Origin of the sequence: Streptomyces sp. NPDC017993 (genome assembly GCF_044328065.1) — a bacterium.
In the GTDB taxonomy this organism is placed as follows: Bacteria; Actinomycetota; Actinomycetes; order Streptomycetales; family Streptomycetaceae; genus Streptomyces.
The window spans coordinates 245,348-269,245 of the sequence record NZ_JBIRGO010000002.1 but is presented as its reverse complement, the minus strand read 5'-3'; the positions used below and the strand labels follow the sequence as shown (position 1 = coordinate 269,245).

The window sequence follows — 23,898 nt, the reverse complement described above, 5'->3', positions numbered from 1 at the left end:
GGGGGCCGTTACGGTCCTGCAACGGCCAACGCCCGGCGCCCACCGGCCACCCCGGTGCAGCACCACACCACGCGCCCTCCCCGCCCCGGACGCACGAAACCCCGGTCGCCTAGGGGCAACCGGGGTTCGTACGCAATGTGCTGCGCGTTGGGTCTCACACACCCGAACCTGCGGGCACGGAGTCGGTCGCCTCCGTCCACAGATCCTGCTCGGCGCGATCCGCCTGGATCTGGCGGTACACGAGGAGCCCGCCGATGGCGGCCAGTGCGACCAGGAGAAGCTTCTTCACCGCGCGACCTCGTCTTTCGTTGACGTAGGGGACCTATGGTGGCCGATGATACACACCGACCGATACCGATCGGTTATCTAGCCCGCACCCGGCAACCGCCCCCGCTCGCGGCCCGGCACACACCCAACTCGCGGCCCGGCACAACGAATCGGCCCGGCCGGAGAAATCTCCGGCCGGGCCGATTGTGCAGTGCGGCTACCAGGACTTGAACCTGGGGCCTCTTCCTTATCAGGGAAGCGCTCTAACCGTCTGAGCTATAGCCGCGCGTTCGCTGCACCGAAAGATTAGCGCACTTCAGAGGCGTTCCCAAAATCGGTTCCCGCAGCACCCGGAACGGGCTCCCAGCAGGGCCTCACTCGTCCTCGGCGAGGGTGAGCTCCACCCCGCCGACGAAGCCCGCCGACAGGTTGTAGATGAAGGCGCCGAGCGTGGCCAGTGCCGTCGCCAGCACCACGTCGATCACCGAGATGATCCCTGTGAACAGCAGCACCCGCGGCAGCGAAAGGAACGACTGGAGATCGAAGCCCCCGCCGTCCCCGGAGCCGGTCGCCTCACTGAGCGTGCCGCCGACGGTGGAAAAGACGCCCATCGCGTCCATCACCATCCACAGCACCGAGACGGCCACGACGGTGCAGATGCCCAGCGCGATGGAGAGCAGAAAACTGACCTTCATCACCGACCAGGGATCGGCGCGGGCCACCCGGAGGCGGGCCTTGCGGGTGCGCGGCGCCGTACGCGCTCCGGTGCGCGGCAGACGCACCGACTGTCCGCCGGCCTTGCCTCCGCCCGTGCTGTACGCCTGGGGCGGCTGGTACGGCTGCTGACCGCCCTGAGCCTGCGGTTGCGGTTGCGGCTGGCGCGTATCGGTCACGGTTCCCCCCTCGTAGGAGCCCTCGTCCCGGGGGCCGCCGGACGCGGCGGAGCCACGGGCGCTGTTGTCCGTCACGGTCGCGGGTCCTGACGGGGAGTTCTTGCTTTCTCCCGGTCCACCCGCCGCAGCGCCCGTGGCTCCACTCACGACTACTCCTCGTGCTACTCCGCCGCGGGCTGCTCGCCCTCGGCTGCGGGCTCGGTTCCCTCGGCCGCGTCGGTCTCGTCGGGCTCGATCCCGTCGACCTCTTCGGCCTCACGACCGGCCTCGGCGTTCCGTGCGATGCCGACCACGGCATCTCGCTTGCCCAGGTTGATCAGTTGGACGCCCATCGTGTCACGCCCGGTCTCGCGTACCTCGTTGACCCGCGTACGGATCACGCCACCGCTCAGCGTGATCGCGAGGATCTCGTCGGTTGCCTCGACGACCAGCGCGCCGACCAGCGAACCCCGGTCCTCCACGATCTTGGCGGCCTTGATGCCCAGGCCGCCTCGGCCCTGGACGCGGTACTCGTCGACCGGAGTGCGCTTGGCGTAACCACCGTCGGTGGCGGTGAAGACGAACGTACCTGCTCGGACCACATTCATCGAGAGCAGTTCGTCCCCCTCGCGGAAGCTCATGCCCTTCACGCCGGACGTCGCACGGCCCATGGGCCGCAGCGCCTCATCGGTGGCGGTGAAGCGGATCGACTGCGCCTTCTTGCTGATCAGCAGCAGGTCGTCGGCCTCCGACACCAGCTCGGCGCCGATCAGCTCGTCGTCCGTGCCGTCCTCCTGCTCGCGCAGGTTGATCGCGATCACACCGCCGGAACGCGGCGAGTCGTAGTCCTTGAGCGGCGTCTTCTTCACCAGGCCGGCCTTGGTGGCGAGCACCAGATACGGCACGGCCTCGTAGTCCCGGATCGCCAGGATCTGCGCGATCTGCTCGTCCGGCTGGAACGCCAGCAGGTTGGCGACATGCTGACCGCGCGCGTCCCGCCCGGCGTCCGGCAGCTCATACGCCTTCGCTCGGTAGACCCGGCCCTTGTTCGTGAAGAACAGCAGCCAGTGGTGGGTCGTGGAGACGAAGAAGTGGTCGACGATGTCGTCTTCCTTCAGCTTCGTACCGCGGACGCCCTTGCCGCCGCGCTTCTGCGAGCGGTAGTCGTCGGTCTTCGTCCGCTTCACATAGCCGCCACGGGAGATCGTGACGACGATGTCCTCCTCGGCGATCAGGTCCTCGATGGACATGTCGCCCTCGAAGGGCACCAGCTTGCTGCGCCGGTCGTCGCCGAACTTCTCGACGATCGCGGCCAGTTCCTCGCTGATGATCTGCCGCTGGCGCTCCGGGGAGGCCAGGATGGCGTTGTATTCGCTGATCTTCCGCTGCAGCTCGTCGTGCTCGGAGGTGATCTTCTGGCGCTCCAGGGCGGCCAGCCGGCGCAGCTGCATCTCCAGGATCGCGTTGGCCTGGATCTCGTCGATCTCCAGCAGGCCCATCAGGCCCTCGCGCGCCACATCGACCGTCTCGCTGCGCCGGATCAGCGCGATGACCTCGTCGATCGCGTCCAGCGCCTTGAGCAGACCGCGCAGGATGTGGGCCCGCTCCTCGGCCTTGCGCAGCCGGAACTTCGTCCGCCGGACGATGACCTCGACCTGGTGGGCGACCCAGTTGCGGATGAACGCGTCCAGGGACAGCGTGCGCGGGACGCCGTCGACCAGGGCGAGCATGTTCGCGCCGAAGTTCGACTGCAGGTCCGTGTGCTTGTAGAGGTTGTTGAGGACGACCTTGGCGACCGCGTCCCGCTTGAGCACGATGACCAGCCGCTGGCCCGTGCGCGAGGATGTCTCGTCACGGACGTCGGCGATGCCACCGATCTTGCCGTCCTTGACCAGGTCGGCGATCTTCTGCGCGAGGTTGTCCGGGTTGGTCTGGTACGGAAGCTCCGTCACCACCAGGCACTGGCGGTTCTGAATCTCCTCGACCGCCACCACCGCGCGCATCGTGATCGAGCCACGGCCGGTGCGGTACGCCTCCTCGATGCCCTTGCGGCCCACGACCAGCGCGCCGGTGGGGAAGTCGGGGCCCTTGATGCGCTCCATGAGCGCGTCGAGCAGCTCCTCGTTGGTGGCCTCGGGGTGCTCCAGCGCCCACTGCGCACCGGCGGCGACCTCGCGCAGGTTGTGCGGCGGGATGTTCGTGGCCATACCGACCGCGATGCCGGCCGAGCCGTTGATGAGCAGGTTGGGGAAGCGCGCCGGCAGAACCGTCGGCTCCTGGTTACGGCCGTCGTAGTTGTCCTGGAAGTCGACGGTCTCCTCGTCGATGTCCCGGAGCATCTCCATGGCCAGCTGCTTCATCTTGCACTCGGTGTACCGCATGGCCGCGGCCGGGTCGTTGCCCGGAGAACCGAAGTTGCCGTTGGAGTCCACCAGCGGCATCCGCATCGACCACGGCTGGGCCAGACGCACCAGGGCGTCGTAGATCGAGGAGTCGCCGTGCGGGTGGTACGTGCCCATGACGTCGCCGACGACGCGGGCGCACTTGTAGAAGCCCTTCTCCGGGCGGTAGCCGCCGTCGTACATCGCGTACAGCACGCGGCGGTGCACCGGCTTGAGGCCGTCCCGCACGTCGGGCAGCGCACGCGAGACGATGACGGACATCGCGTAGTCGAGGTAGGAGCGCTGCATCTCCGTCTCGAGCCCGACGGGCTCGACGCGCATGCCCACGCCTTCGATGGCGGCGGGCGCGCCCTCGGCGGTCACGCCGTCAGGGGTCACAGGGGTGTTCTCGTCGGCCATGCTGGTTCAAAGTCCTTTCGAGCTGCGGCTGTTGTACGGGCCGACAGGGCTCAGATGTCGAGGAAACGGACGTCCTTGGCGTTGCGCTGGATGAACGAACGCCGTGCTTCGACGTCCTCACCCATCAGCACCGAGAACAAGTCGTCCGCACGGGCCGCGTCGTCCAGCGAGACCTGACCCAGGACACGGTGGTCGGTGTCCATGGTCGTGATGCGCAGCTCCTCGGCGTTCATCTCACCGAGACCCTTGAACCGCTGGACCGAGTCGTCCTTGATCCGCTTGCCGGCCTGCTTGCCCATCTCGATGAGCGCGTCCCGCTCCGGGTCGGAGTACGCGTACTCGAAGTCGTCCCGGCCCCACTTGATCTTGTAGAGCGGCGGACGGGAGAGGTAGACGTGCCCGGCCTCGACCAGCGGCCGCATGAAGCGGAAGAGGAAGGTGAGCAGCAGGGTGTTGATGTGCTGACCGTCGACGTCGGCGTCCGCCATCAGGATGATCTTGTGATAGCGGAGCTTCTCGATGTCGAAGTCCTCGTGGACTCCGGTGCCGAAGGCCGAGATCAGCGCCTGGACCTCGTTGTTCTGCAGGATCTTGTCGACCCGGGCCTTCTCGACGTTGAGGATCTTGCCTCGGATCGGAAGGATCGCCTGATACTGCGGGTTACGGCCGGACTTGGCCGAGCCACCGGCGGAGTCACCCTCGACGATGAAGATCTCGCACTGCGTCGGGTCGTTGGACTGGCAGTCGCTCAGCTTGCCCGGCAGCGACGCCGTCTCCAGCAGACCCTTGCGGCGGGTCAGATCGCGCGCCTTGCGCGCCGCGACCCGGGCCGTCGCCGCCTGGATGCCCTTGCGGATGATGTCCGCGGCCTCGTTGGGGTTGCGGTCGAGCCAGTCCGTGAGGTGCTCGTGGACGACCTTCTGCACGAAGGTCTTCGCCTCGGTGTTGCCGAGCTTCGTCTTCGTCTGGCCCTCGAACTGCGGCTCGCCGAGCTTGATCGAGATGATCGCCGTCAGACCCTCGCGGATGTCCTCACCCGTGAGGTTGTCGTCCTTCTCGCGCAGCAGCTTCTTGTCGCGGGCGTAGCGGTTGATCAGCCCGGTCAGCGCCGCCCGAAAGCCCTCCTCGTGCGTACCGCCCTCATGCGTGTGGATGGTGTTCGCGAAGCTGTAGACACCCTCGCTGTACTGGGTGTTCCACTGCATCGCGATCTCGACCGAGAGCATCCGCTCCTTGTCCTCGGCCTCCACGTCGATGACCGTGGGATGTACCAGTTCACCCTTGCGGGAGTTCAGGTACTTCACGAAGTCGACGATGCCGCCCTCGTAGTGGTAGCGCACCGAGAGGGGCTTGCCCTCCTCGTCCACATGGTCCGCGCGCTCGTCCGTCAGCGCGATCGTCAGACCCTTGTTGAGGAACGCCATCTCCTGGAAGCGCCGGGACAGCGTCTCGAAGCTGTACTCGGTGGTCTCGAAGATGTCGCCGTCGGCCCAGAACGTCACCGAGGTGCCGGTCTCCTGCGTGGCCTCCTGCTTGGCCAGCGGCGCCGTCGGCACACCGAGCTTGTACTCCTGCGTCCAGCGGTAGCCGTCCGTGCGGACCTCGACCGCCACCCGCTGCGAGAGCGCGTTCACGACCGAGACACCCACGCCGTGCAGACCACCGGAGACCGCGTAACCGCCGCCGCCGAACTTGCCGCCTGCGTGCAGCACGGTCATCACGACCTCGACGGCCGGCTTGTTCTCCGACGGCACGATGCCGACCGGGATACCGCGGCCGTTGTCGATGACGCGGACGCCGCCGTCGGCCAGGATCGTCACGTCGATCGTGTCGGCGTGGCCGGCCATGGCCTCGTCGACGGAGTTGTCGACGACTTCTTGCACGAGGTGGTGCAGACCCCGCTCGCCCGTAGAGCCGATGTACATGCCGGGGCGCTTGCGAACCGCGTCCAGGCCTTCGAGGACAGTGATCGCGCTGGCGTCATACGACTTCTCCACCGAGGAGTCGCCCATGACACCGGCAGGAACCTCCTCTTCTGTGGAAGCCGTGTTGTTCTCGTTGAGGTCGCCGGAGTCGGCCACGAAGCGCCCTTTCTGGCACAGCACGAGCCCTTCCGCGCCTGCGGGGGACACCCCAGGGAAGACAGGCGGGAGCGGCTACGTCGTTCGACATGTTCCGCGAGTGGGCGGGATTGCCCCCAGTCTACCGGTAGCGCCGACATCCATGGGGGTTTGCAGGCACCTGAGTCGTCATGTGCCGCCCTGAACTGACGTCCGCCGACTCCCCATATTCGAGAAGGGGCCCCAGGACGCTCACGCGGGCACTCAGCGCTTCGGACTGTCAACCTCCGACTACGGTGAGCGGGGTCTCACCCGACACTCCCGTGGACAACGGTGATCAGGTCTGTCAGGTGGCTCAGCCGTAGGTGTCGCCCGGGCCCTTGCTGCCTGGCGCGCGCAGCGGGCCGTAGCGCCGCGCGGGGCCGCCGGGCCCCAGCACCTTGATCAGCTTGACGGTCCCCTGGCCGAGATCCTGGTTCAGCCGCGCCACCAGCTGCGGCGCCAGCAGCCGCAGCTGCGTCGCCCACGCCGTGGAGTCGCACTGCACGGTCAGCACCCGGGCATCCTCGTCGTACTTCTGCGGCTCGCAGTGCTGCGCCACCTCGGGGCCCACCATCTGCGGCCAGCGCCCCATCACGCCGCCGACCGCCGCCGGGGTCTCCCAGCCGCGCTCGGTGATCAGCCGGTTGATCGCCGCCCCCAGCGGCAGCGGATCCCGGCCGTCCGCACGCGCGCCGGAGCGCAGCCCACCGCGTCTGGCCTGCTTCTTCTGCTGCGCGGCTGCGCCCCGCGCCCGCGCCTGCTCCTTGGCCGCCACCAGCGCCTGGCGGGCCAGATCCACTCCGGACAGCTCCGGCGGCTTGGGCACCTCGGCACCCGGCTCCCCGCGCTCGGGCAGCTCCTCGCCGCTCACCGCGTCACCCGCGTCGCACTGCCGTCGGCGACCGCGAACCGCGCGCCGGCCAGCACCCCCGGCACGTCGTCGTCCACCGCAGCCGTCACCAGCACCTGCTCGCCCGGCGCCACCAGCTCGGCGAGCCGCTCGCGGCGCCGCGCGTCCAGCTCCGCGAAGACATCGTCGAGCACCAGCACCGGCTCGTTGCCCTCCGAGCTGAGCAGGTCGTACGACGCGAGCCGCAGCGCCAGCGCGTAGGACCAGGACTCGCCATGGCTGGCGTATCCCTTCGCCGGCAGCTCCCCCAGCTTCAGCACCAGGTCGTCGCGGTGCGGGCCGACCAGCGTCACGCCCCGCTCGATCTCGTTCTTACGGGCCTCGCCCAGCGCCGCCAGGAGCACGCCGTACAGCTCCTCGCGGGTCGTCGCGTCGGCCATCGACTCGCCCGCCGACCCGCGGTACTCCAGCGCCAGCGGCCCGCCACCGGGCGCCAGCTGTTCGTACGCCTTGTCCGCCAGCGGCCGCAGCGCGGCGATCAGGTCCAGCCGCTGCGCCAGCAGCTCCGCGCCCACCCGCGCGAGGTGCTGGTCCCACACGTCCAGCGTCGACAGATCCATCTGCCGTCCGCCGTGCCGTCTGGCCAGCGCCGCCGTCTTGAGGAGGGTGTTGCGCTGCTTGAGCACCCGGTCGTAGTCCGAGCGCACCCCGCCCATCCGCGGCGAGCGCGCGGTGATCAGCTCGTCCAGGAACCGCCGGCGCTCACCGGGATCGCCCTTGACGAGCGCCAGATCCTCCGGCGCGAACAGCACCGTCCGGACGATTCCCAGCACATCGCGCGGCCTGACCTGCGACGACCGGTTGATCCTGGCGCGGTTCGCCTTGCCCGGGTTGAGTTCGAGCTCCACCAGCTGCTGCCGCTCGCCCTGGACGACGGCAGCCCGGATGATCGCCCGCTCGGCTCCCATCCGCACCAGCGGAGCATCGGAGGAGACGCGGTGGCTGCCGAGCGACGCGAGATAGCCGATGGCCTCGACCAGATTGGTCTTGCCCTGGCCGTTGGGGCCCACGAACGCCGTGACGCCCGGGTCGAGCGGGACCTCGACCCGGGCGTACGAGCGGAAGTCGGCGAGCGACAGATGCGCTACGTGCATAGCTACTCGCCGACCTCCCCCGGCTGCTGAACTGCCGTGTACTGCTTGCTGCGTACTGTCTTGCTGCGTGAAACGATCTGCTACTTCTTGTTCTCGACCGCGTGGCCGCCGAACTGGTTGCGCAGCGCGGCGATCATCTTCATCTGCGGAGAGTCGTCCTGACGGGACGCGAAGCGGGCGAAGAGCGAGGCGGTGATCGCCGGCAGCGGGACGGAGTTGTCGATCGCGGCCTCGACCGTCCAGCGGCCCTCACCGGAGTCGGCGGCGAACCCGCGCAGCTTCTCCAGGTGCTCGTCGTCGTCCAGCGCGTTGACGGCGAGGTCGAGCAGCCAGGAGCGGATGACCGTGCCCTCCTGCCAGGAGCGGAAGACCTCGCGCACGTCCGTGACGGAGTCGACCTTCTCCAGCAGCTCCCAGCCCTCGGCGTAGGCCTGCATCATCGCGTACTCGATGCCGTTGTGGACCATCTTCGCGAAGTGACCCGCGCCGACCTTGCCCGCGTGCACCGAGCCGAACTCACCCTCGGGCTTGAGCGCGTCGAAGATCGGCTGCACCTTGGCGACGTCGTCCTGGTCGCCGCCGTACATCAGCGCGTAGCCGTTCTCCAGGCCCCAGACACCGCCGGAGACGCCGCAGTCGACGAAGCCGATGCCCTTGGCCTTGAGCTCCTCGGCGTGCTTCTCGTCGTCGGTCCAGCGCGAGTTGCCGCCGTCCACGACGATGTCGCCCGGCGAGAGCAGCTCGGCCAGCTCGTCGACCGTGGCCTGGGTGGCGGCACCGGCCGGCACCATGACCCAGACCACTCGCGGACCCTTGAGCTTGCCCACAAGCTCCTGGAGGCTGTCCACATCGGCCAGGTCGGGGTTGCGGTCGTATCCGATGACGGTGTGGCCTGCGCGGCGGATGCGCTCGCGCATGTTGCCGCCCATCTTGCCGAGACCGACGAGACCGAGCTCCATCAAAGACCCTCTTTGCACGTAGTCGTTGCTGTTCGTACCCGGTCCGAGCCTACGCCCGCAGGTGCGTGCACACCTGTGGGCTCAGCCGCTCATCAGAACCCCGTCGGCCAGTCGCCCCAAGGGCTCCACCGAGCCGGCCGGACCACGCTGCCGACCGGTTCAGCCGGACAGTCGCACCGGCATGATCAGGTACTTGTACGCGTCGTCCGCCTCGGCGTCCTTGGCGGGCCGGCCGCTCAGCAGCGCGGGCTTGGTGGACGTCGTGAAGGACAGCTGGGCCACCGGGGAATCGATGGCCGACAGGCCCTCCAGGAGGAAGCCCGGGTTGAACGCGATCGAGATGTCGTCGCCGTCCAGCTCCGCGTCCACCCGCTCCACAGCCTGTGCATCGTCGCTGGAACCGGCCTCCAGGATGAGCACACCCTGCTCGAAGCTCAGCCGCACCGGGGTGTTCCGCTCGGCCACCAGCGCCACACGCTTGACGGCCTCGACGAACGGGGCGGTCTCGATCACGGCGATCGAGTTGAACTCGGTCGGGAAGAGGGTGCGGTACTTCGGAAGGTCGCCCTCCAGCAGACGCGTCGTCGTCCGCCGTCCGGCGCCCTCGAAACCGATCAGCCCCTCACCGGCACCCGAGCCGGACAGCGCCAGCGTCACGGTGTCGCCGCTGCTCAGCGACTTCGCGGTGTCCAGCAGGGTCTTGGCGGGCACCAGCGCGACCGCGGAGGCGTCGGCGTTCTCCGGCTTCCACAGGAACTCGCGGACGGCGAAGCGGTAGCGGTCGGTGGAGGCGAGGGTGACGGTGTCGCCCTCGATCTCGATCCGCACACCGGTGAGCACCGGCAGGGTGTCGTCACGGCCGGCGGCGATGGCCACCTGGGCGGCGGCGGCGGCGAAGACCTCACCGGGCACCGTGCCGGTGGCGGTGGGCATCGTCGGCAGGGTCGGGTACTCCTCCACCGGCAGGGTGTGGAGGGTGAACCGGGAGGAGCCGCAGACGACGGTCACGCGTACACCGTCGGTGGAAATCTCCACCGGGCGGTTGGGGAGGGCACGGCAGATGTCGGCGAGCAACCGGCCGGAGACCAGGACGGTGCCCTCCTCGTCGACCTCGGCATCCACCGAGACCCGCGCCGAGACCTCGTAGTCGAAGCCCGACAGGCTCAGGGTGCCTTCCTCCGCCTTCAGCAGCAGGCCCGCGAGGACGGGCACCGGCGGACGGGCCGGGAGGCTCTTGGCCGCCCAGGCCACCGCCTCCGCGAGTACATCGCGCTCCACCCGGATCTTCACCGGAAACCGCCTCCTGCTGTTGCTGGCTCTCGCCCTGCTGGCTTTCGTCGTCGGCTGAGTTGCCGGAGACCAGTCTGACGTACGCCACCGACAGTCGGTGCGGCTCGGGGTCAAGTCGACTCGACCCGTCCGGGACGCTCCCTGGCCAACTTGTGCACAGGCCCCGTTTCGAAGCGAGTTCCCCGGTAGATATCCGTGGTCGTAGTAGTAGGGGCTGTGGAAACCGTGGACAACTGCCTTTGCGCAGGTCAACACGGATTTTTTGTCCACCGGCCCTGTGGGTGGCGGTCGTGGATAAGCGGGCGGTTCTGTGGACCGCCGAAAGTTCTGCACACCCGATGCACAGGCGAGGGGTACTTCTCCCCAGCGCCGTCCCCAGGTTTACCCACGTTCCCCACAGCCCAACCCACCACCTTGGTGTGACCGCTTTCACTCGGCCCGGTGAGAGGGGGTGTTGTGTTGCCGAACAGTGGACAGGGGTGTGGAGAAGCTGGGGACAACACCGCCCTGCCTGTGGGCAGCCGGTGGACAAGCCGATCCTCCCCCTGTGGACGGATTCTTCGTCCACAGCCTGTGGATCAAGGTTGGCCACAAATCCACATGCTGCTGACCTTGCCCGATGCCCCGTCAGGACACCTGCCTGTGGATCCCACAGGGATAACTTTCCCCTCCCCAGGGTGTGGAGGGAAGATTCTTGCCCAATCTGTGGAGGGAGGCCGTGACCCGGCACGGAATCGAACAGCGGCGGTGCGCTTCCACAGGTTCGGGACGACTTCGAGAGCGGTTCGGGGCGGCGCAGAGGTGCCGGAGACGCTCCCTGACCGCTCCGCGGACCGCTGCGGTACGCCCACGCACAGGCCCGTACGACGAAGGGCGCCCCGGGAACGAGTCCCTGAGCGCCCTGGGCGCGCCTCTGGCGGCCGGCGGGTGGCGCCGGCCCCCCTCAGCCGTTCTTGATGCGGTTGGTGAGCTCGGTGACCTGGTTGTAGATGGAGCGCCGCTCCGCCATCAACGCGCGGATCTTGCGGTCCGCGTGCATCACGGTCGTGTGGTCGCGGCCGCCGAACTGCGCACCGATCTTCGGCAGTGAGAGATCCGTCAGCTCACGGCACAGATACATCGCGATCTGCCGGGCCGTCACCAGCACCCGGCTGCGGGAGGAGCCGCACAGGTCGTCGACGGTCAAACCGAAGTAGTCGGCTGTCGCCGCCATGATCGCGGTCGCGGTGATCTCCGGCGCGGCGTCCTCGCCACCGGGGATCAGGTCCTTCAGCACGATCTCCGTCAGCCCCAGGTCCACCGGCTGCCGGTTGAGGGACGCGAACGCCGTGACCCGGATCAGCGCCCCCTCCAGCTCGCGGATGTTGCGCGAGATCCGCGAGGCGATGAACTCCAGCACCTCGGGGGGCGCGTTCAGCTGCTCCTGCACCGCCTTCTTGCGGAGGATCGCGATCCGGGTCTCCAGCTCGGGCGGCTGGACGTCCGTGATCAGACCCCACTCGAAGCGGTTGCGCAGCCGGTCCTCCAGGGTGACCAGCTGCTTGGGCGGCCGGTCACTGGAGAGCACGATCTGCTTGTTCGCGTTGTGCAGCGTGTTGAAGGTGTGGAAGAACTCCTCCTGCGTCGACTCCTTGCTCGCCAGGAACTGGATGTCGTCGACGAGCAGGATGTCCATGTCGCGGTACCGCTTGCGGAACGCGTCCGCCTTGCCGTCGCGGATGGAGTTGATGAACTCGTTGGTGAACTCCTCCGAGCTCACGTACCGCACCCGGGTGCCCGGATACAGGCTCCGCGCGTAGTGCCCGATCGCATGCAGCAGGTGCGTCTTGCCCAGGCCGGACTCGCCGTAGATGAACAGCGGGTTGTAGGCCTTCGCCGGAGCCTCGGCAACGGCGACCGCGGCGGCGTGCGCGAAGCGGTTCGAGGCACCGATGACGAAGGTGTCGAAGAGGTACTTCGGATTCAGCCGGGCGGTCGGCTCTCCGGGACCGGTCGCGGGCGCGGGCTGCGCGGCGAGCGGGCTGGGCGCACCACTGGGAGCCGGCAGTCCGGACCCCGGGCCGCCGGGGCGCCCGTTGTGGCCCTGGTGCTCGGAGAGGTCGCGGCGCGGCTGATCATAGGGGGAGCGCGGGCCGTCGGAGTGCTGCGGAGGCCCGGAGCGGTCGGGGCCCTGCGAGCGGTAGTCGTTCTGCGACTGATGCTGCTGGTGCTGTATGTGCGAGGGGGGCGGCGAGGCGTAGGGGTCGCGCTCGGGGAATCCGCCCAGCCGCTGCTGCTGCCAGCCGCCGTAGTCGTCGCGAGGGCCGCCGCCCATGCCGGAGGAGTGCTGCGGCCAGGAGCCGGGCTCGTGCCGGGGCTGCTGGTGCTGCTGGTAATCCGGGTAGGCGGGCCGGACGCTGGGCAGATCGTCGCCCTGACGTCCGTATCCCTGCCGGCTGTCATGGCGGTTGTCGTGCCGGCCGTCATAGCCGTCGTACGCATCGTGCTGTTGCTGCGACTGATGCTGCTGCTGATGTTGCGGGTGCTGCTGGGACTGGTGCTGCGCCTGCTGGTGCTGCTGAGGCGCAGCGGACCCGGACTGCGCCGGCGGCTCCTCTGCGGAGTCGTCCACGGTGATCGCGATCCGGATCGGCCGTCCGCACTCATGGCTGAGGGCTTCCCCGATCAGCGGCGCCAGTCGCCCTTCGAGCACGCCCTTGGCGAATTCGTTGGGGACGGCGAGCAGCGCGGTGTCGGCGACCAGCGCCAGCGGCTGGGTGCGCTTGAGCCAGTCCTGGTCCTTCGGCTTGAGGCCGTCGGCCTCCGCTCGCAGGAGGTGGTCGAGTACGCGCGGCCACACTGCGGCAAGATCGGCAGGGACATCAGCCACAGGGCACGCTCTCTCACAGTCCCGCGAATGTGTGATTCTCAGGACGGGCGGGAATGAATCGGAGTTCGGCCACGGTAGTCAGGCCGGGCCTGGGGATTCAAGTTGTTGTCCACAGGCTGTGCATAGTGTGTCCTGACAAGGGCCTGTTGGAGGGTGTCCGGAGCCGGTTTGACCGGATGGCGCAGCCGCGCGTACCGTGCACAGGTCGAGTTGTCGATGGCTGCTGCCGCCTGCCTCCGATGGGCAAAGATCGCGCTCTAGTGATCGTGTAGCGGTGCACTTAGGCGTTGCGAGCTACTCGTGGGCGCACGGTGACAGCCAGTCGACGCCCCACATCTGTCTCTCCCGAGACAACAAGCATTCCTGGAGCCCCCGAGTGAGCAAGCGCACCTTCCAGCCGAACAACCGCCGCCGCGCGAAGACCCATGGCTTCCGTCTGCGCATGCGGACCCGCGCCGGTCGCGCCATTCTGGCGACCCGCCGTGGCAAGGGTCGCGCCCGCCTGTCGGCCTGAGCAGCCTGACCTAGGTCCATGACGTGCTGCCTACCGAACATCGGCTGAGGCGGCGCGAGGACTTTGCGACCGCGGTACGCCGGGGACGCAGGGCCGGGCGCCCGCTCCTTGTCGTTCATTTTCGTAGCGGTTCAACGGACCCGCACGCGTCGGGGGAACGTGTTCCCCCGACGCGTGCGGGTTTCGTCGTGAGCAAGGCCGTTGGCGTTGCCGTTGTCCGCAACAAGGTCAAGCGCCGACTGCGTCACCTCATGCGCGACCGGCTGGACCGGCTTCCCGCCGGTAGCCTGGTTGTCGTACGGGCCCTGCCCGGCGCGGGTGAGGCGGACCACGAACAGCTGGCCCGCGACCTGGATGCCGCCCTTCAGCGGCTGCTGGGAGGGGTGCCGAGAGGCTGCAATCCCCCGGGGGACGCCCCCCGGAACCCCGGTCGGGACCCGGGAGGGAGCGCACAGTGAAGTACCCGCTGCTGCTTTTGATCAAGCTGTATCAGTGGACCATCAGCCCGCTGCTGGGCCCGGTCTGCAAGTACTACCCGTCGTGTTCGCACTATGGCTTCACCGCCATCGACCGGCACGGTGCGGTGAAAGGGACTGCGCTGACAGCCTGGCGCATCCTGCGGTGCAACCCGTGGTCGCTCGGTGGCGTCGACCACGTCCCTCCCCGGAAGCGTCCGGTTTGGCATCAGCGGCTGAGGAGCCGCCTGGGCGGGCCCACCGTCCCTGAGCCTGTCGCCCAGCCCGAGACTCAGCCCAACGCCCAAGGAGCCTGATTCGTGGACACGATCCTCGGTCCCCTCTATATCGCTGTTTCCTGGATCATCGTCCAGTTCCACTCGTTCTACAGCCTCATCTTTGACAAGGACAGTGGCGCGGCGTGGGGTCTGTCCATCGTCTCGCTGGTGGTACTGATCCGTATCTGCCTGATCCCGCTCTTCGTGAAGCAGATCAAGGCAACGCGGAACATGCAGGCGCTCCAGCCGAAGATGAAGGCGATCCAGGAGCGATACAAGAGCGATAAGCAGCGCCAGTCCGAAGAGATGATGAAGCTCTACAAGGAGACGGGCACCAACCCGCTCTCGAGCTGTCTTCCGATCTTGGCGCAGTCGCCGTTCTTCATCTCCCTGTACCAGGTCCTGAACCACATCGCCCAGAACAAGACCGTCGGCGTCATCGACCAGCCACTGCTGGAGAGCGCGCAGAAGGCTCACATCTTCGGCGCACCGCTGGCCGCGAAGTTCCTGGACAGCGCCGAGAAGATCCAGAGCCTGGGTGCTTCGCTGGTCGACGTCCGGGTCGTCACGATCATCATGATCGTTCTGATGTCGGCGTCGCAGTTCTACACGCAGCGCCAGCTGATGACGAAGAACGTCGACCTCACGGTGAAGACGCCGTTCATGCAGCAGCAGAAGATGCTGATGTACGTCTTCCCCATCATGTTCGCCGTCTTCGGCATCAACTTCCCCGTCGGTGTCCTCGTCTACTGGCTGACCACCAACGTGTGGACCATGGGCCAGCAGATGTTCGTCATCCGCCGTAACCCCACCCCCGGCAGCAAGGCCTTCACGGAGCGCCAGGACCGCCTGCGTGCCAAGGGCAAGCTGGTCGAGGACCCGGCCGAGGTCGAGGCGAAGAAGGCCGTCGAGGAGGCGCGCCAGAACCGCCAGCAGCCCAAGCGTCAGCCGAAGTCCAAGCGCCACCACACCGCCGGCACGGGCACGTCGAGCGCCGGAGCGCAGGGCCGTACGCGGGCCGGTGCGCAGGGATCGGGTGCTTCGAAGAAGCAGTCGCTGGAGAAGAAGGCCCCGCAGGGCAGCACCGCGCAGGACAGCGAGTCGAAGGGCGGCACCCCCGCGAAGGGCAGCTCCGCTTCCGGCTCCGGTAACGCCAAGTCCGGACAGCGCAAGGGCCAGCAGCGCCCCAAGCACCCGTCCAAGAAGTAAGAAGGAGTCCTTTCGTGACGGACACGACCCCTGCCACCAAGGGCACCGACACCATGAGTCGCCTGGAGCAGGAAGGCGAGATCGCGGCCGACTACCTCGAGGGTCTGCTGGACATCGCCGACCTCGATGGCGACATCGACATGGATGTCGAGGCCGACCGTGCCGCTGTGTCGATCATCAGCGACTCGACCAGCCGGGACCTGCAGAAGCTGGTGGGCCGGGACGGTGAGGTGCTGGAGGCGCTGCAGGAGCTCACCCGGCTCGCTGTGCACCGAGAGACGGGCGACCGCAGCCGTCTGATGCTGGACATCGCCGGCTTCCGGGCGCGGAAGCGCGAGGAGCTGGCGGAGATCGGCGCGAAGGCGGCCGAGGAAGCCAAGGGCACCGGTGAGCCCGTGAAGCTCGACCCGATGACGCCCTTCGAGCGCAAGGTGGTCCACGACGCCGTGGCGGCGGCCGGACTGCGCAGCGAGTCCGAGGGCGAGGAGCCGCAGCGCCGAGTGGTCGTCCTCCCGGCCTGACCTCTCAGCGCTCCAGATTGTCTTTGGCCCCGTCTGCTCGCAGGCGGGGCCAAATCTTGTCAGCGTTCTGTGTTATCCCGGGGCGTAACCCGGGCTCCCGGCAGCAAAAGCAGTCCAGTGGAAGGGGCGGTTCCCGTGACGGAGGAAGCAGCGGAGCTCCCTCCCGCGCCGAAGGCGGCGCAGGAGGTATTCGGTGAGCGCTTTGCGGAGGCCGTGCGGTACGGCGAGCTGCTGGCGGACGCGGGGGTGAGGCGAGGGCTCATCGGCCCGCGTGAGGTGCCCCGGCTGTGGGAGCGGCACCTGCTGAACTGCGCGGTCCTCTCCGAGGTCGTGCCCGAGGGCGTCTCGGTCTGTGACGTGGGCTCGGGAGCCGGTCTGCCCGGCATTCCGCTGGCTCTGGTGCGACCGGACCTGAAGATCATGCTCCTGGAGCCGTTGCTGCGGCGGACCAACTTCCTGCAGGAAGTTGTCGAGCTGCTGGGGTTGGATCATGTGACGGTGGTCCGGGGGCGAGCCGAAGAGGTCATGGGCAAGCTTCCTCAGGTGCATGTGGTGACAGCGCGGGCCGTCGCCCCGCTCGATCGTCTGGCCGGCTGGGGCGTTCCCCTGCTGCGTCCCTACGGCGAGATGCTGGCACTCAAGGGCGATGCCGCCGAGGAAGAGCTCAAGGGGGCGCGAGCCGCCCTCAGTAAGCTCGGTGTGGTGGAGACCTCGGTGGTGCACGTCGGTGAGGGCATCGTGGATCCGCCGTCGACGGTGGTCCGGGTCGAGGTGGGCGAGAGCCCGGGTGGTGTGCGCTTTGCCGCCAAGCGGGCGAAGGCCGCACGAGTCAGCCGTGCGTCGAGAGGGCGCCGCCGCTGAGGCTCGAATGCCGGAAAGGTGCTGGCCGGCACCGCTGTGATGGGTGTGGCGTCAGTCGCACGGCGCGAGCTGTGAATTACTCAAACGCTATCAAAACGGGACAAGGCGGAGTGTCGCGGCTTAATCGGGCGCGACGCTGGCATCGTGTTTCACGTGAAACGTCGTTCTCTGCTGCAAGGGATTATCAGTCGTGGTCGGGCGGCTGCCGCGCCGCGTGACCGTAAGCCCACGAGGGTCAGGGAAGTATCCACAGAAGTGGATTCATCCACAGGAGAACGGACCTCACTGGTTCACGACACCGAAAGCATGGCAGGCTCTGCACATTGCGAGCCTGATGTCGAGGAGAGTGAATCCGTGCGGTCCGACGCCAACATCGCGGGACCGATGACCGATCCGGTCCCCGGTCCCCGCAGCGAGTCGTTCGGGGACGACGTTTCACGTGAAACGCCGCCCCCGATGGACGACACCCCGATCGGTCGTGCCGCTCAGCTGGCGGTGGAGGCACTCGGCCGGGCGGGCGAGGGGCTGCCACGACCTGAGCAGACCCGGGTCATGGTGGTGGCCAACCAGAAGGGCGGGGTCGGGAAGACGACGACCACGGTGAACCTGGCGGCCTCCCTCGCCCTGCATGGGGCACGGGTTCTGGTGATCGACCTCGATCCCCAGGGCAATGCGTCGACGGCGTTGGGGATCGACCACCACGCCGAAGTCCCGTCCATCTATGACGTCCTGGTGGAGAGCAGGCCACTCTCGGACGTGGTGCAGCCAGTGGTTGATGTGGAGGGCCTGTTCTGCGCGCCCGCCACCATCGACCTTGCCGGCGCGGAGATCGAGCTGGTCTCGCTGGTGGCACGCGAGAGTCGCCTGGATCGCGCCATCCAGGCGTACGAGCAGCCACTGGATTACATCCTCATCGACTGCCCTCCCTCGCTGGGCTTGCTGACGGTCAACGCATTGGTCGCGGGCGCCGAGGTGCTCATCCCGATTCAGTGCGAGTACTACGCGCTGGAGGGGCTGGGGCAGCTCCTGCGTAACGTGGACCTCGTGCGGGGTCATCTCAACCCCAAGCTTCATGTCTCGACCATCCTGCTCACCATGTACGACGGACGCACCCGGCTGGCCTCCCAGGTCGCCGACGAAGTGCGTAGCCACTTCGGAAACGAGGTGCTCCGTACGAGCATCCCCCGCTCCGTGCGCATCTCAGAGGCGCCGAGCTATGGGCAGACAGTGCTCACCTATGACCCGGGATCCAGTGGATCGCTCTCGTACCTCGAAGCGGCCCGAGAGATCGCGATGCGCGGGGCTCCCCAGACCGGGGGCCAAGGCCTCAGCGTCAACTACGAAGCACAGCACAGCATGTCGGAGGGGACTCAGTGAGTGAACGACGTAGAGGACTGGGCCGTGGGCTCGGTGCGCTGATCCCCGCGGCACCGCAGAGCACGGACCAGGCCGGGCCTGTGGTGGGTCGAGGAGCGACGTCACCGACGGCCGTACCGGTCTTGTCTCCGGAGCGGGGCGTCGCAGCGGCGAAGGTCGCTGGAATTTCGGCACACGGTGTTTCCCGTGAAACGGAGGAACTGCCGGAGCAGGGGACGTCGAGCGAGACGGCATCGGAGGTCGCCGGCGCGCATTTCGCCGAGGTTCCCCTCGACGCGATCACCCCGAACCCCCGGCAGCCGCGTGAGGTCTTCGACGAAGACGCCCTCGCGGAACTGGTCACCTCCATTCAGGAGGTGGGCCTGCTCCAGCCGGTGGTGGTACGTCAGACCGCACCGGAGCGCTATGAGCTCATCATGGGTGAGCGTCGCTGGCGCGCCTGCCGTGAGGCCGGCCTGGAGAAGATCCCCGCCATCGTCCGAGCCACGGACGACGACAAGCTGCTGCTCGATGCACTCCTGGAGAACCTCCACCGGGCGCAGCTCAACCCGCTGGAAGAGGCAGCGGCCTACGACCAGCTGTTGAAGGACTTCAAGTGCACGCATGACGAGTTGGCCGACCGCATCGGGCGATCGCGCCCGCAGGTCTCCAACACCTTGCGTCTGCTGAAGCTCTCTCCGTCCGTTCAGTCGCGGCTTGCTGCGGGTGTGCTCTCCGCGGGGCATGCGCGTGCTCTGCTCTCGGTGGACGACCCGGAGGAGCAGGACCACCTCGCGCGCCGCATCGTGGCGGAGGGGCTGTCGGTGCGTTCGGTCGAGGAGATCGTGACGCTGATGGGGTCGAACCCCAAGAGCGCGAGCAAGGCGAAGGGGCCCAGGGCAGGTAACCGGGTGTCGCCCGCTCTCACCGATTTGGCCTCCCGCCTCTCGGATCGTTTCGAGACCCGGGTGAAGGTGGACCTGGGGCAGAAGAAGGGAAAGATCGTCGTCGAGTTCGCTTCGATAGACGATCTCGAGCGCATCCTCGGCAGCCTCGCTCCCGGCGAGGGGCGCGTACTGGGGAAGTCGCTGGCCGAGGAGATCGACGGCGAGGCGTGAGCTCACCGCTTGCTGCTTCAGGGCGGGCCGTGTTCCGGAGTTCATACCGGAACACGGCCCGCCCTTTGCTCTCTGGCGGTACCGGTGCCCGTAAAGGGTGGATACGATGCGATCGGGTATGGCGCCCATCCACGGAGAAAATACCTCAGATCGAGGAGAGGCCATGCGATCGGTGAGCCGCACCGGACTGTTGGCCGTAGGTTTCGGCCTCGCAGCGGTGGGAGGGTTTGTCGGGGGTCTGCTCAGAGAGCAGGCGTCGCTGACGACGCTTCGAGGTGCGGCGGGCGAGGGAAGTGAGGACCTGGCTTCATGGGCCGTCGACTCGTACCGCTCACGCTGGACAACCTTCCGGATCTCCCAAAGCGCTGCCGCTCATGCGTCTTTTGGGAACTCGACCCCGTCAGCGGCGAAGCCGCAGTAAAGGCGGGCCGACCCGAACTGGAAAAGGAAGCCTGGATCTCGGCGGTGCTGCTGGAGTGGGGATCCTGCGGACGCGTCGTCTACGTCGACGATGAGCCTGCAGGCTTCGTGATGTACGCCCCTCCGGCCTATGTGCCGCGGTCCACGGCGTTTCCCACCAGCCCGGTGTCTCCGGACGCGGTGCAACTGCTCACCGCGTCGCTGCTACCCGAGTACCAGGGCCAGGGTCTCGGCCGCGTGATGGTGCAGACCGTCGCCAAGGACCTCATTCAGCGGGGCTTCAAAGCCATCGAGGCCTTCGGGGACGCTCGCTGGACCGAGCCGGCCTGCGTGCTGCCCGCCGATCATCTGCTGGCGGTCGGCTTCAAGACCGTACGGCCCCATCCACGCTTCCCACGGCTTCGGCTGGAGCTGCGAGCGACGATCTCGTGGAAGGAAGACGTGGAGCTGGCCCTCGACCGTTTGCTGGGGGCCGTCCAGAAGGAACCTGCCCTCCGACCGCTGTAGCGAATGGCGCGATGGAACGAAGAAACGGGCCCGCCCCTCATGAAGGGGCGGGCCCGTTTCCCGTGAAACGTGACGCGTGACTCAGGCGAGGTAGTCCGACAGGTCCCGCTCGATCGCGGCCTTCGGCTTGGCACCCACGATGGTCTTCACGACCTCGCCGCCCTGGTAGACGTTCATGGTCGGGATCGACATGACGCCGTACTTGGCGGTGGTCGCCGGGTTCTCGTCGGTGTTCAGCTTGGCGATGACGATCTCGTCGTGCTCGGCGGCAATGGCCTCCAAGGACGGGGCGACCTGGCGGCACGGACCGCACCAGGTGGCCCAGAAGTCGACGAGTACGGGCTTGTCGCTCTTGAGGACGACCTCTTCGAAGTTGTCGTCCGTCACGGTCACCGTGGCGCCGGCCATGGCAATCTCCTTACTGGTGGGTGGTGAAAAAGCTGGGGAGGTCCGGGATCAGGCGGAAGGAGTCTTCTCCGGCTCGGGGGACTCGCTGTCCGTCAGCGCGGCGAGGAACCGCTCGGCGTCGAGGGCGGCCGAGCAGCCGGTGCCGGCCGCGGTGATCGCCTGACGGTAGGTGTGGTCGACCACGTCACCGGCCGCGAAGACGCCCTCCAGGTTCGTACGCGTGCTGGGCGCCTCGACCGTGAGGTAGCCGTCGTCGTCCAGGTTCAGCTGGCCCTTGAACAGCTCGGTGCGCGGGTCGTGGCCGATCGCGATGAACAGGCCGGTCACCGGCAGCTCGGCGGTCTCGCCGGACTTGAGGTTGCGGAGGGTCAGGCCGGAGAGCTTGTTCTCGCCCTGGATCGCCGCGACCTCGCTGTCCCACACGAACTTGATCTTCGGGTCGGCGAAGGCACGCTCCTGCATCGCCTTGCTCGCTCGCAGGGTGTCGCGGCGGTGGACGATCGTGACGGACTTGGCGAAGCGGGAGAGGAAGGTGGCCTCCTCCATCGCGGTGTCGCCACCACCGATCACGGCGATGTCCTGGTCCTTGAAGAAGAACCCGTCGCACGTGGCACACCAGGAAACGCCGCGGCCGGACAGCTCGTCCTCGCGGGGCAGACCGAGCTTGCGGTGCTGAGAGCCGGTGGTGACGATGACGGTCTTGGCGCGGTGAACCGTTCCCGCGGTGTCCGTGACGGTCTTGATCTCTTCGGAGAGGTCGACCGAGACGATGTCGTCCGGCACAAGCTCGGCGCCGAAGCGCTCGGCCTGGGCGCGCATGTTGTCCATCAGGTCGGGACCCATGATGCCCTCGCGGAACCCGGGGAAGTTCTCCACGTCGGTGGTGTTCATCAACGCGCCTCCGGCGGTGACAGCACCTTCGAAGACCAGCGGCTTCAGGGACGCGCGGGCGGTGTAGAGCGCTGCCGTATAGCCCGCGGGCCCGGAGCCGATGATGATCACGTTGCGGACGTCGCTCACGGGTGTCTTCCTTGTCTCTGCCGACTGCTTGATGGGGCTGTCTCGGAACTCTCACCCCACCCAACGGATCCTACGGGTCGAGCATTCCCGCAATCCCACAGTGCACTGCCGGCCGCTCAGTCTCGCTGGTAGGAGTGGCTCAGCAAGACCTTGCCAGGAGCCGGCGGCGTGGCGGAGATACAGGAGGAAGAGACGATATACGCGGAGACCTGAGACGGGTCGGACGGGTGGGGCAGGACGACGAGGAAGGCATCCTTGCCCTCGTAGCGGCTCTGAGTGGACGCGAGCGGAGTTTCCGTACGCCCGATGCCCTGGCGCACGCACGACGGGATGGTGTCGGCCCCTCCGCGCAGCGGGGTCTCGGGAGAGCTTCGGGTACCCATCTCCGGCGACTTGTGCGTGCCCTTGGACTTCAGAAGGTCATGGACATGCGAGCCAAGGGTCGCCGAGGTCAGGGCGCTCGTGCCGCCTTCACTCTGACCGGTGGCCGCGGTGGAACTGTCCTGGCTGCTACCCGGAGCGCCGTCGGTAGCGGCGTTCTGGACGAGGAGACCGCCGAGACCGAACACCGCTGCGGCTGCCGCGGTGCCGAGTAGGAGGCGGGGCCAGCGTCGTGTGCGCGATGACCGCCCACCCGTTGTCTGACGGCCCGGACCGGAGACCCCACGGGGCCGGCCCGCCGGGCGGGTGGAGGTCGAGCCGCGGGTAGGCACGCTCTCTCCTGTTTCACGTGAAACAGGAGAAGGGTCCCTCGTTGTTTCACGTGAAACCAACGTTCCTGTGGCAGGAGCCGTGGCATCGAGTAGCGCTTCAGCTGCGAGTGCGGCATCGATGCGTCCCGCGACATCTGCCGGCATCCGGCTCGGGCCGGGGAGCGTGCCGAGCAGCCCCCGGATCTCCTCCAGGGACTCGTAGACGTCCTCGCACAGCGCGCACGAGGCGAGGTGGTTACGCAGATCCGCCGTACGAGACGGCGAGAGCAGCCCATCCGTGAGATCGGAGATCTCGGAGACCTCCGGGTGCTGACCCGTGCCGGTCGTCGTCACGCTCGCCCACCTCCGCCCTTCACGGCACCTGTGTCGTTCGGCCCTGCCGTCGGTGGGACGGATGTCCCCTGCGCCCGGTTCCTTTCCCGGCCCGCGGGTCTGTTATCCCCGTCGTCAGTGCGCAGATGGGTGACCAACGGGAGGAGTCGAGCGCGGCCGCGTGCGCAGCGGCTCTTCACCGTGCCGGTGGGGACATCGAGGATCGCGGCGGCCTCGGCCACCGGATAGCCCTGCATGTCGACCAGCACGAGAGCCGCGCGCTGTTCCTCCGGGAGGGTGCGCAAGGCACTGATCAGCTCGCGGTGCAGATCCTTGCGCTCGGCGGGCACGGCGGCGGACTCGTGGGGCTCCAGGAGCTGCTCCAGGCGCTCGGTCTCCGCGACCGGAGACGTACGCCGGGAGGCGGCCTTGCGGGCGCGGTCCAGACAGGCATTGACGGTGATGCGGTGAAGCCAGGTCGTCACGGCCGACTGACCACGGAAGGTGTGAGCGGCGCGATAGGCGGAGACCAGCGCGTCCTGGACGGCGTCGGCGGCTTCTTCCCGGTCCCCGAGGGTGCGCAGCGCCACTGCCCAGAGCCGGTCGCGGTGCCGGCGGACAATCTCTCCGAAGGCGTCGGGGTCACCCGCGACATGGCTCGCGAGGAGGTCGCTGTCGCTCGGCGGAGTGGACGCCTCGCTGCTCTCTGTGGACACAAGCCCCCCGCTACAGGTACTCAACCTCGCAGCCATTGAAGCTGGTGATGCCCGGAAAGTAAATGAGCAGGCCAAAAATGACGCGAAAACACCAATTCGTCAGGTAATCCCTGGCGGTCTGTTCGCGGCGAAATTCCTTCTTGTGGCTGCGCACGCAATTCTGATTCCCCAACCCCATGCTCGCGGCTGACCGGCAGAGCGTGCGGTAGCTGAAAAGGGCGACCTGGATTCTCGTCAGGGAAGCTTGTGTGCGTGGGTCCAGGGCCGCGCTGTGGCCCTCCAGCGCAATCAAGGCGGCCCGGTTGTGCCTGCTCAACGGCGTCTGT

Annotated in this window: 22 protein-coding genes, 1 tRNA gene and 1 pseudogene; 9 read left to right on the top strand and 15 right to left on the bottom strand. The window is 67.7% G+C overall.

Annotated features, from left to right (window positions below):
• Positions 1-154: 154 nt before the first annotated feature.
• The 10 genes from ACH4FH_RS04245 to dnaA all read right to left on the bottom strand — a co-directional run bounded on the left by ACH4FH_RS04245 (position 155) and on the right by dnaA (position 13,164).
• Complete coding sequence (locus ACH4FH_RS04245) at positions 155-289, bottom strand: DLW-39 family protein (RefSeq protein ID WP_003958712.1); 135 nt, start codon at positions 287-289, stop codon at positions 155-157.
• A gap of 190 nt (positions 290-479) precedes the next feature.
• Positions 480-553: transfer RNA gene (locus tag ACH4FH_RS04240), tRNA-Ile, on the bottom strand.
• Between the two features lie 88 nt (positions 554-641).
• The gene (locus ACH4FH_RS04235) at positions 642-1,307 is read right to left on the bottom strand and encodes a DUF3566 domain-containing protein (RefSeq protein ID WP_398554188.1); all 666 of its coding nucleotides are present in this window, start codon (positions 1,305-1,307) and stop codon (positions 642-644) included.
• Positions 1,308-1,321: 14 nt separating this feature from the next.
• Complete coding sequence (gene gyrA, locus ACH4FH_RS04230) at positions 1,322-3,940, bottom strand: DNA gyrase subunit A (RefSeq protein ID WP_398554187.1); 2,619 nt, start codon at positions 3,938-3,940, stop codon at positions 1,322-1,324.
• Positions 3,941-3,990: 50 nt separating this feature from the next.
• On the bottom strand, positions 3,991-6,021 hold the full coding sequence (gyrB, locus tag ACH4FH_RS04225) for a DNA topoisomerase (ATP-hydrolyzing) subunit B (protein WP_398554404.1): 2,031 nt from the start codon (positions 6,019-6,021) through the stop codon (positions 3,991-3,993).
• A 334-nt stretch (positions 6,022-6,355) separates the two neighbouring features.
• The gene (locus ACH4FH_RS04220) at positions 6,356-6,913 is read right to left on the bottom strand and encodes a DUF721 domain-containing protein (RefSeq protein ID WP_398554186.1); all 558 of its coding nucleotides are present in this window, start codon (positions 6,911-6,913) and stop codon (positions 6,356-6,358) included.
• Positions 6,910-8,046, bottom strand: a complete 1,137-nt coding sequence (recF, locus tag ACH4FH_RS04215) for a DNA replication/repair protein RecF (protein ID WP_398554185.1) — start codon at positions 8,044-8,046, stop codon at positions 6,910-6,912. Before recF ends, ACH4FH_RS04220 begins: the two co-directional genes overlap by 4 nt.
• Before the next feature lie 80 nt (positions 8,047-8,126).
• Entirely contained in the window at positions 8,127-9,005 is an 879-nt protein-coding gene (gene gnd / locus ACH4FH_RS04210; protein WP_398554184.1) for a phosphogluconate dehydrogenase (NAD(+)-dependent, decarboxylating), read from the bottom strand.
• Positions 9,006-9,164: 159 nt separating this feature from the next.
• Positions 9,165-10,295 carry a DNA polymerase III subunit beta gene (dnaN, locus tag ACH4FH_RS04205; RefSeq protein WP_398554183.1) on the bottom strand — a complete coding sequence of 377 codons (1,131 nt, stop codon included), beginning with the start codon at positions 10,293-10,295 and terminating at the stop codon, positions 9,165-9,167.
• Between the two features lie 943 nt (positions 10,296-11,238).
• Positions 11,239-13,164 (bottom strand): chromosomal replication initiator protein DnaA, encoded by a 1,926-nt coding sequence (gene dnaA, locus ACH4FH_RS04200; RefSeq protein WP_398554182.1) that lies wholly within the window; start codon positions 13,162-13,164, stop codon positions 11,239-11,241.
• 376 nt (positions 13,165-13,540) lie between these two features.
• Here dnaA and rpmH point away from each other — a divergent pair, with 376 nt between their 5' ends.
• From rpmH to ACH4FH_RS04155, 9 genes and pseudogenes are all read left to right on the top strand, one after another.
• Complete coding sequence (gene rpmH / locus ACH4FH_RS04195) at positions 13,541-13,678, top strand: 50S ribosomal protein L34 (RefSeq protein WP_030354375.1); 138 nt, start codon at positions 13,541-13,543, stop codon at positions 13,676-13,678.
• A 23-nt stretch (positions 13,679-13,701) separates the two neighbouring features.
• A pseudogene (gene rnpA, locus ACH4FH_RS04190) lies at positions 13,702-14,070 on the top strand (ribonuclease P protein component); the annotation flags it as partial.
• A gap of 62 nt (positions 14,071-14,132) precedes the next feature.
• Positions 14,133-14,450 (top strand): membrane protein insertion efficiency factor YidD, encoded by a 318-nt coding sequence (yidD, locus tag ACH4FH_RS04185; RefSeq protein WP_398554181.1) that lies wholly within the window; start codon positions 14,133-14,135, stop codon positions 14,448-14,450.
• Positions 14,451-14,453: 3 nt separating this feature from the next.
• A complete protein-coding gene (gene yidC, locus ACH4FH_RS04180; RefSeq protein ID WP_398554180.1) occupies positions 14,454-15,620 on the top strand; it encodes a membrane protein insertase YidC in 1,167 nt (388 codons plus the stop codon).
• A gap of 53 nt (positions 15,621-15,673) precedes the next feature.
• Entirely contained in the window at positions 15,674-16,141 is a 468-nt protein-coding gene (locus tag ACH4FH_RS04175; RefSeq protein WP_283781230.1) for a R3H domain-containing nucleic acid-binding protein, read from the top strand.
• Positions 16,142-16,276: 135 nt separating this feature from the next.
• Positions 16,277-17,002 (top strand): 16S rRNA (guanine(527)-N(7))-methyltransferase RsmG, encoded by a 726-nt coding sequence (gene rsmG, locus ACH4FH_RS04170; RefSeq protein WP_398554179.1) that lies wholly within the window; start codon positions 16,277-16,279, stop codon positions 17,000-17,002.
• Between the two features lie 306 nt (positions 17,003-17,308).
• Entirely contained in the window at positions 17,309-18,379 is a 1,071-nt protein-coding gene (locus ACH4FH_RS04165) for an AAA family ATPase (protein ID WP_398554403.1), read from the top strand.
• Positions 18,376-19,476: a ParB/RepB/Spo0J family partition protein gene (locus tag ACH4FH_RS04160; RefSeq protein WP_398554178.1), complete on the top strand. Its 1,101-nt coding sequence runs from the start codon at positions 18,376-18,378 to the stop codon at positions 19,474-19,476. The genes ACH4FH_RS04165 and ACH4FH_RS04160 overlap by 4 nt, the downstream gene beginning before the upstream one ends.
• Before the next feature lie 309 nt (positions 19,477-19,785).
• Positions 19,786-20,403, top strand: coding sequence for a GNAT family N-acetyltransferase (locus tag ACH4FH_RS04155; protein WP_398554177.1), 618 nt, complete (start codon positions 19,786-19,788; stop codon positions 20,401-20,403).
• An 81-nt stretch (positions 20,404-20,484) separates the two neighbouring features.
• Here the strand turns inward: ACH4FH_RS04155 and trxA are convergent, their stop codons facing one another.
• The 5 genes from trxA to ACH4FH_RS04130 all read right to left on the bottom strand — a co-directional run bounded on the left by trxA (position 20,485) and on the right by ACH4FH_RS04130 (position 23,888).
• Entirely contained in the window at positions 20,485-20,811 is a 327-nt protein-coding gene (gene trxA, locus ACH4FH_RS04150; protein ID WP_030075727.1) for a thioredoxin, read from the bottom strand.
• A 48-nt stretch (positions 20,812-20,859) separates the two neighbouring features.
• Positions 20,860-21,831, bottom strand: coding sequence for a thioredoxin-disulfide reductase (trxB, locus tag ACH4FH_RS04145; RefSeq protein ID WP_398554176.1), 972 nt, complete (start codon positions 21,829-21,831; stop codon positions 20,860-20,862).
• A gap of 116 nt (positions 21,832-21,947) precedes the next feature.
• Positions 21,948-22,877 (bottom strand): anti-sigma factor family protein, encoded by a 930-nt coding sequence (locus tag ACH4FH_RS04140; RefSeq protein WP_398554175.1) that lies wholly within the window; start codon positions 22,875-22,877, stop codon positions 21,948-21,950.
• On the bottom strand, positions 22,874-23,608 hold the full coding sequence (sigM, locus tag ACH4FH_RS04135) for an RNA polymerase sigma factor SigM (protein WP_398554174.1): 735 nt from the start codon (positions 23,606-23,608) through the stop codon (positions 22,874-22,876). The genes ACH4FH_RS04140 and sigM overlap by 4 nt, the downstream gene beginning before the upstream one ends.
• Positions 23,583-23,888: a hypothetical protein gene (locus ACH4FH_RS04130; RefSeq protein ID WP_398554173.1), complete on the bottom strand. Its 306-nt coding sequence runs from the start codon at positions 23,886-23,888 to the stop codon at positions 23,583-23,585. Before ACH4FH_RS04130 ends, sigM begins: the two co-directional genes overlap by 26 nt.
• Positions 23,889-23,898: the final 10 nt, after the last annotated feature.

Coding starts and splice junctions, on each gene's coding strand:
- recF (WP_398554185.1), bottom strand. CDS start 8,046: ATGCACGTAGCGCATCTGTCGCTCGCCGACTTCCGCTCGTACGCCCGG.
- trxA (WP_030075727.1), bottom strand. CDS start 20,811: ATGGCCGGCGCCACGGTGACCGTGACGGACGACAACTTCGAAGAGGTC.
- gyrA (WP_398554187.1), bottom strand. CDS start 3,940: ATGGCCGACGAGAACACCCCTGTGACCCCTGACGGCGTGACCGCCGAG.
- gnd (WP_398554184.1), bottom strand. CDS start 9,005: ATGGAGCTCGGTCTCGTCGGTCTCGGCAAGATGGGCGGCAACATGCGC.
- sigM (WP_398554174.1), bottom strand. CDS start 23,608: ATGGCTGCGAGGTTGAGTACCTGTAGCGGGGGGCTTGTGTCCACAGAG.
- ACH4FH_RS04175 (WP_283781230.1), top strand. CDS start 15,674: ATGAGTCGCCTGGAGCAGGAAGGCGAGATCGCGGCCGACTACCTCGAG.
- ACH4FH_RS04165 (WP_398554403.1), top strand. CDS start 17,309: ATGGCAGGCTCTGCACATTGCGAGCCTGATGTCGAGGAGAGTGAATCC.
- ACH4FH_RS04155 (WP_398554177.1), top strand. CDS start 19,786: ATGGGCCGTCGACTCGTACCGCTCACGCTGGACAACCTTCCGGATCTC.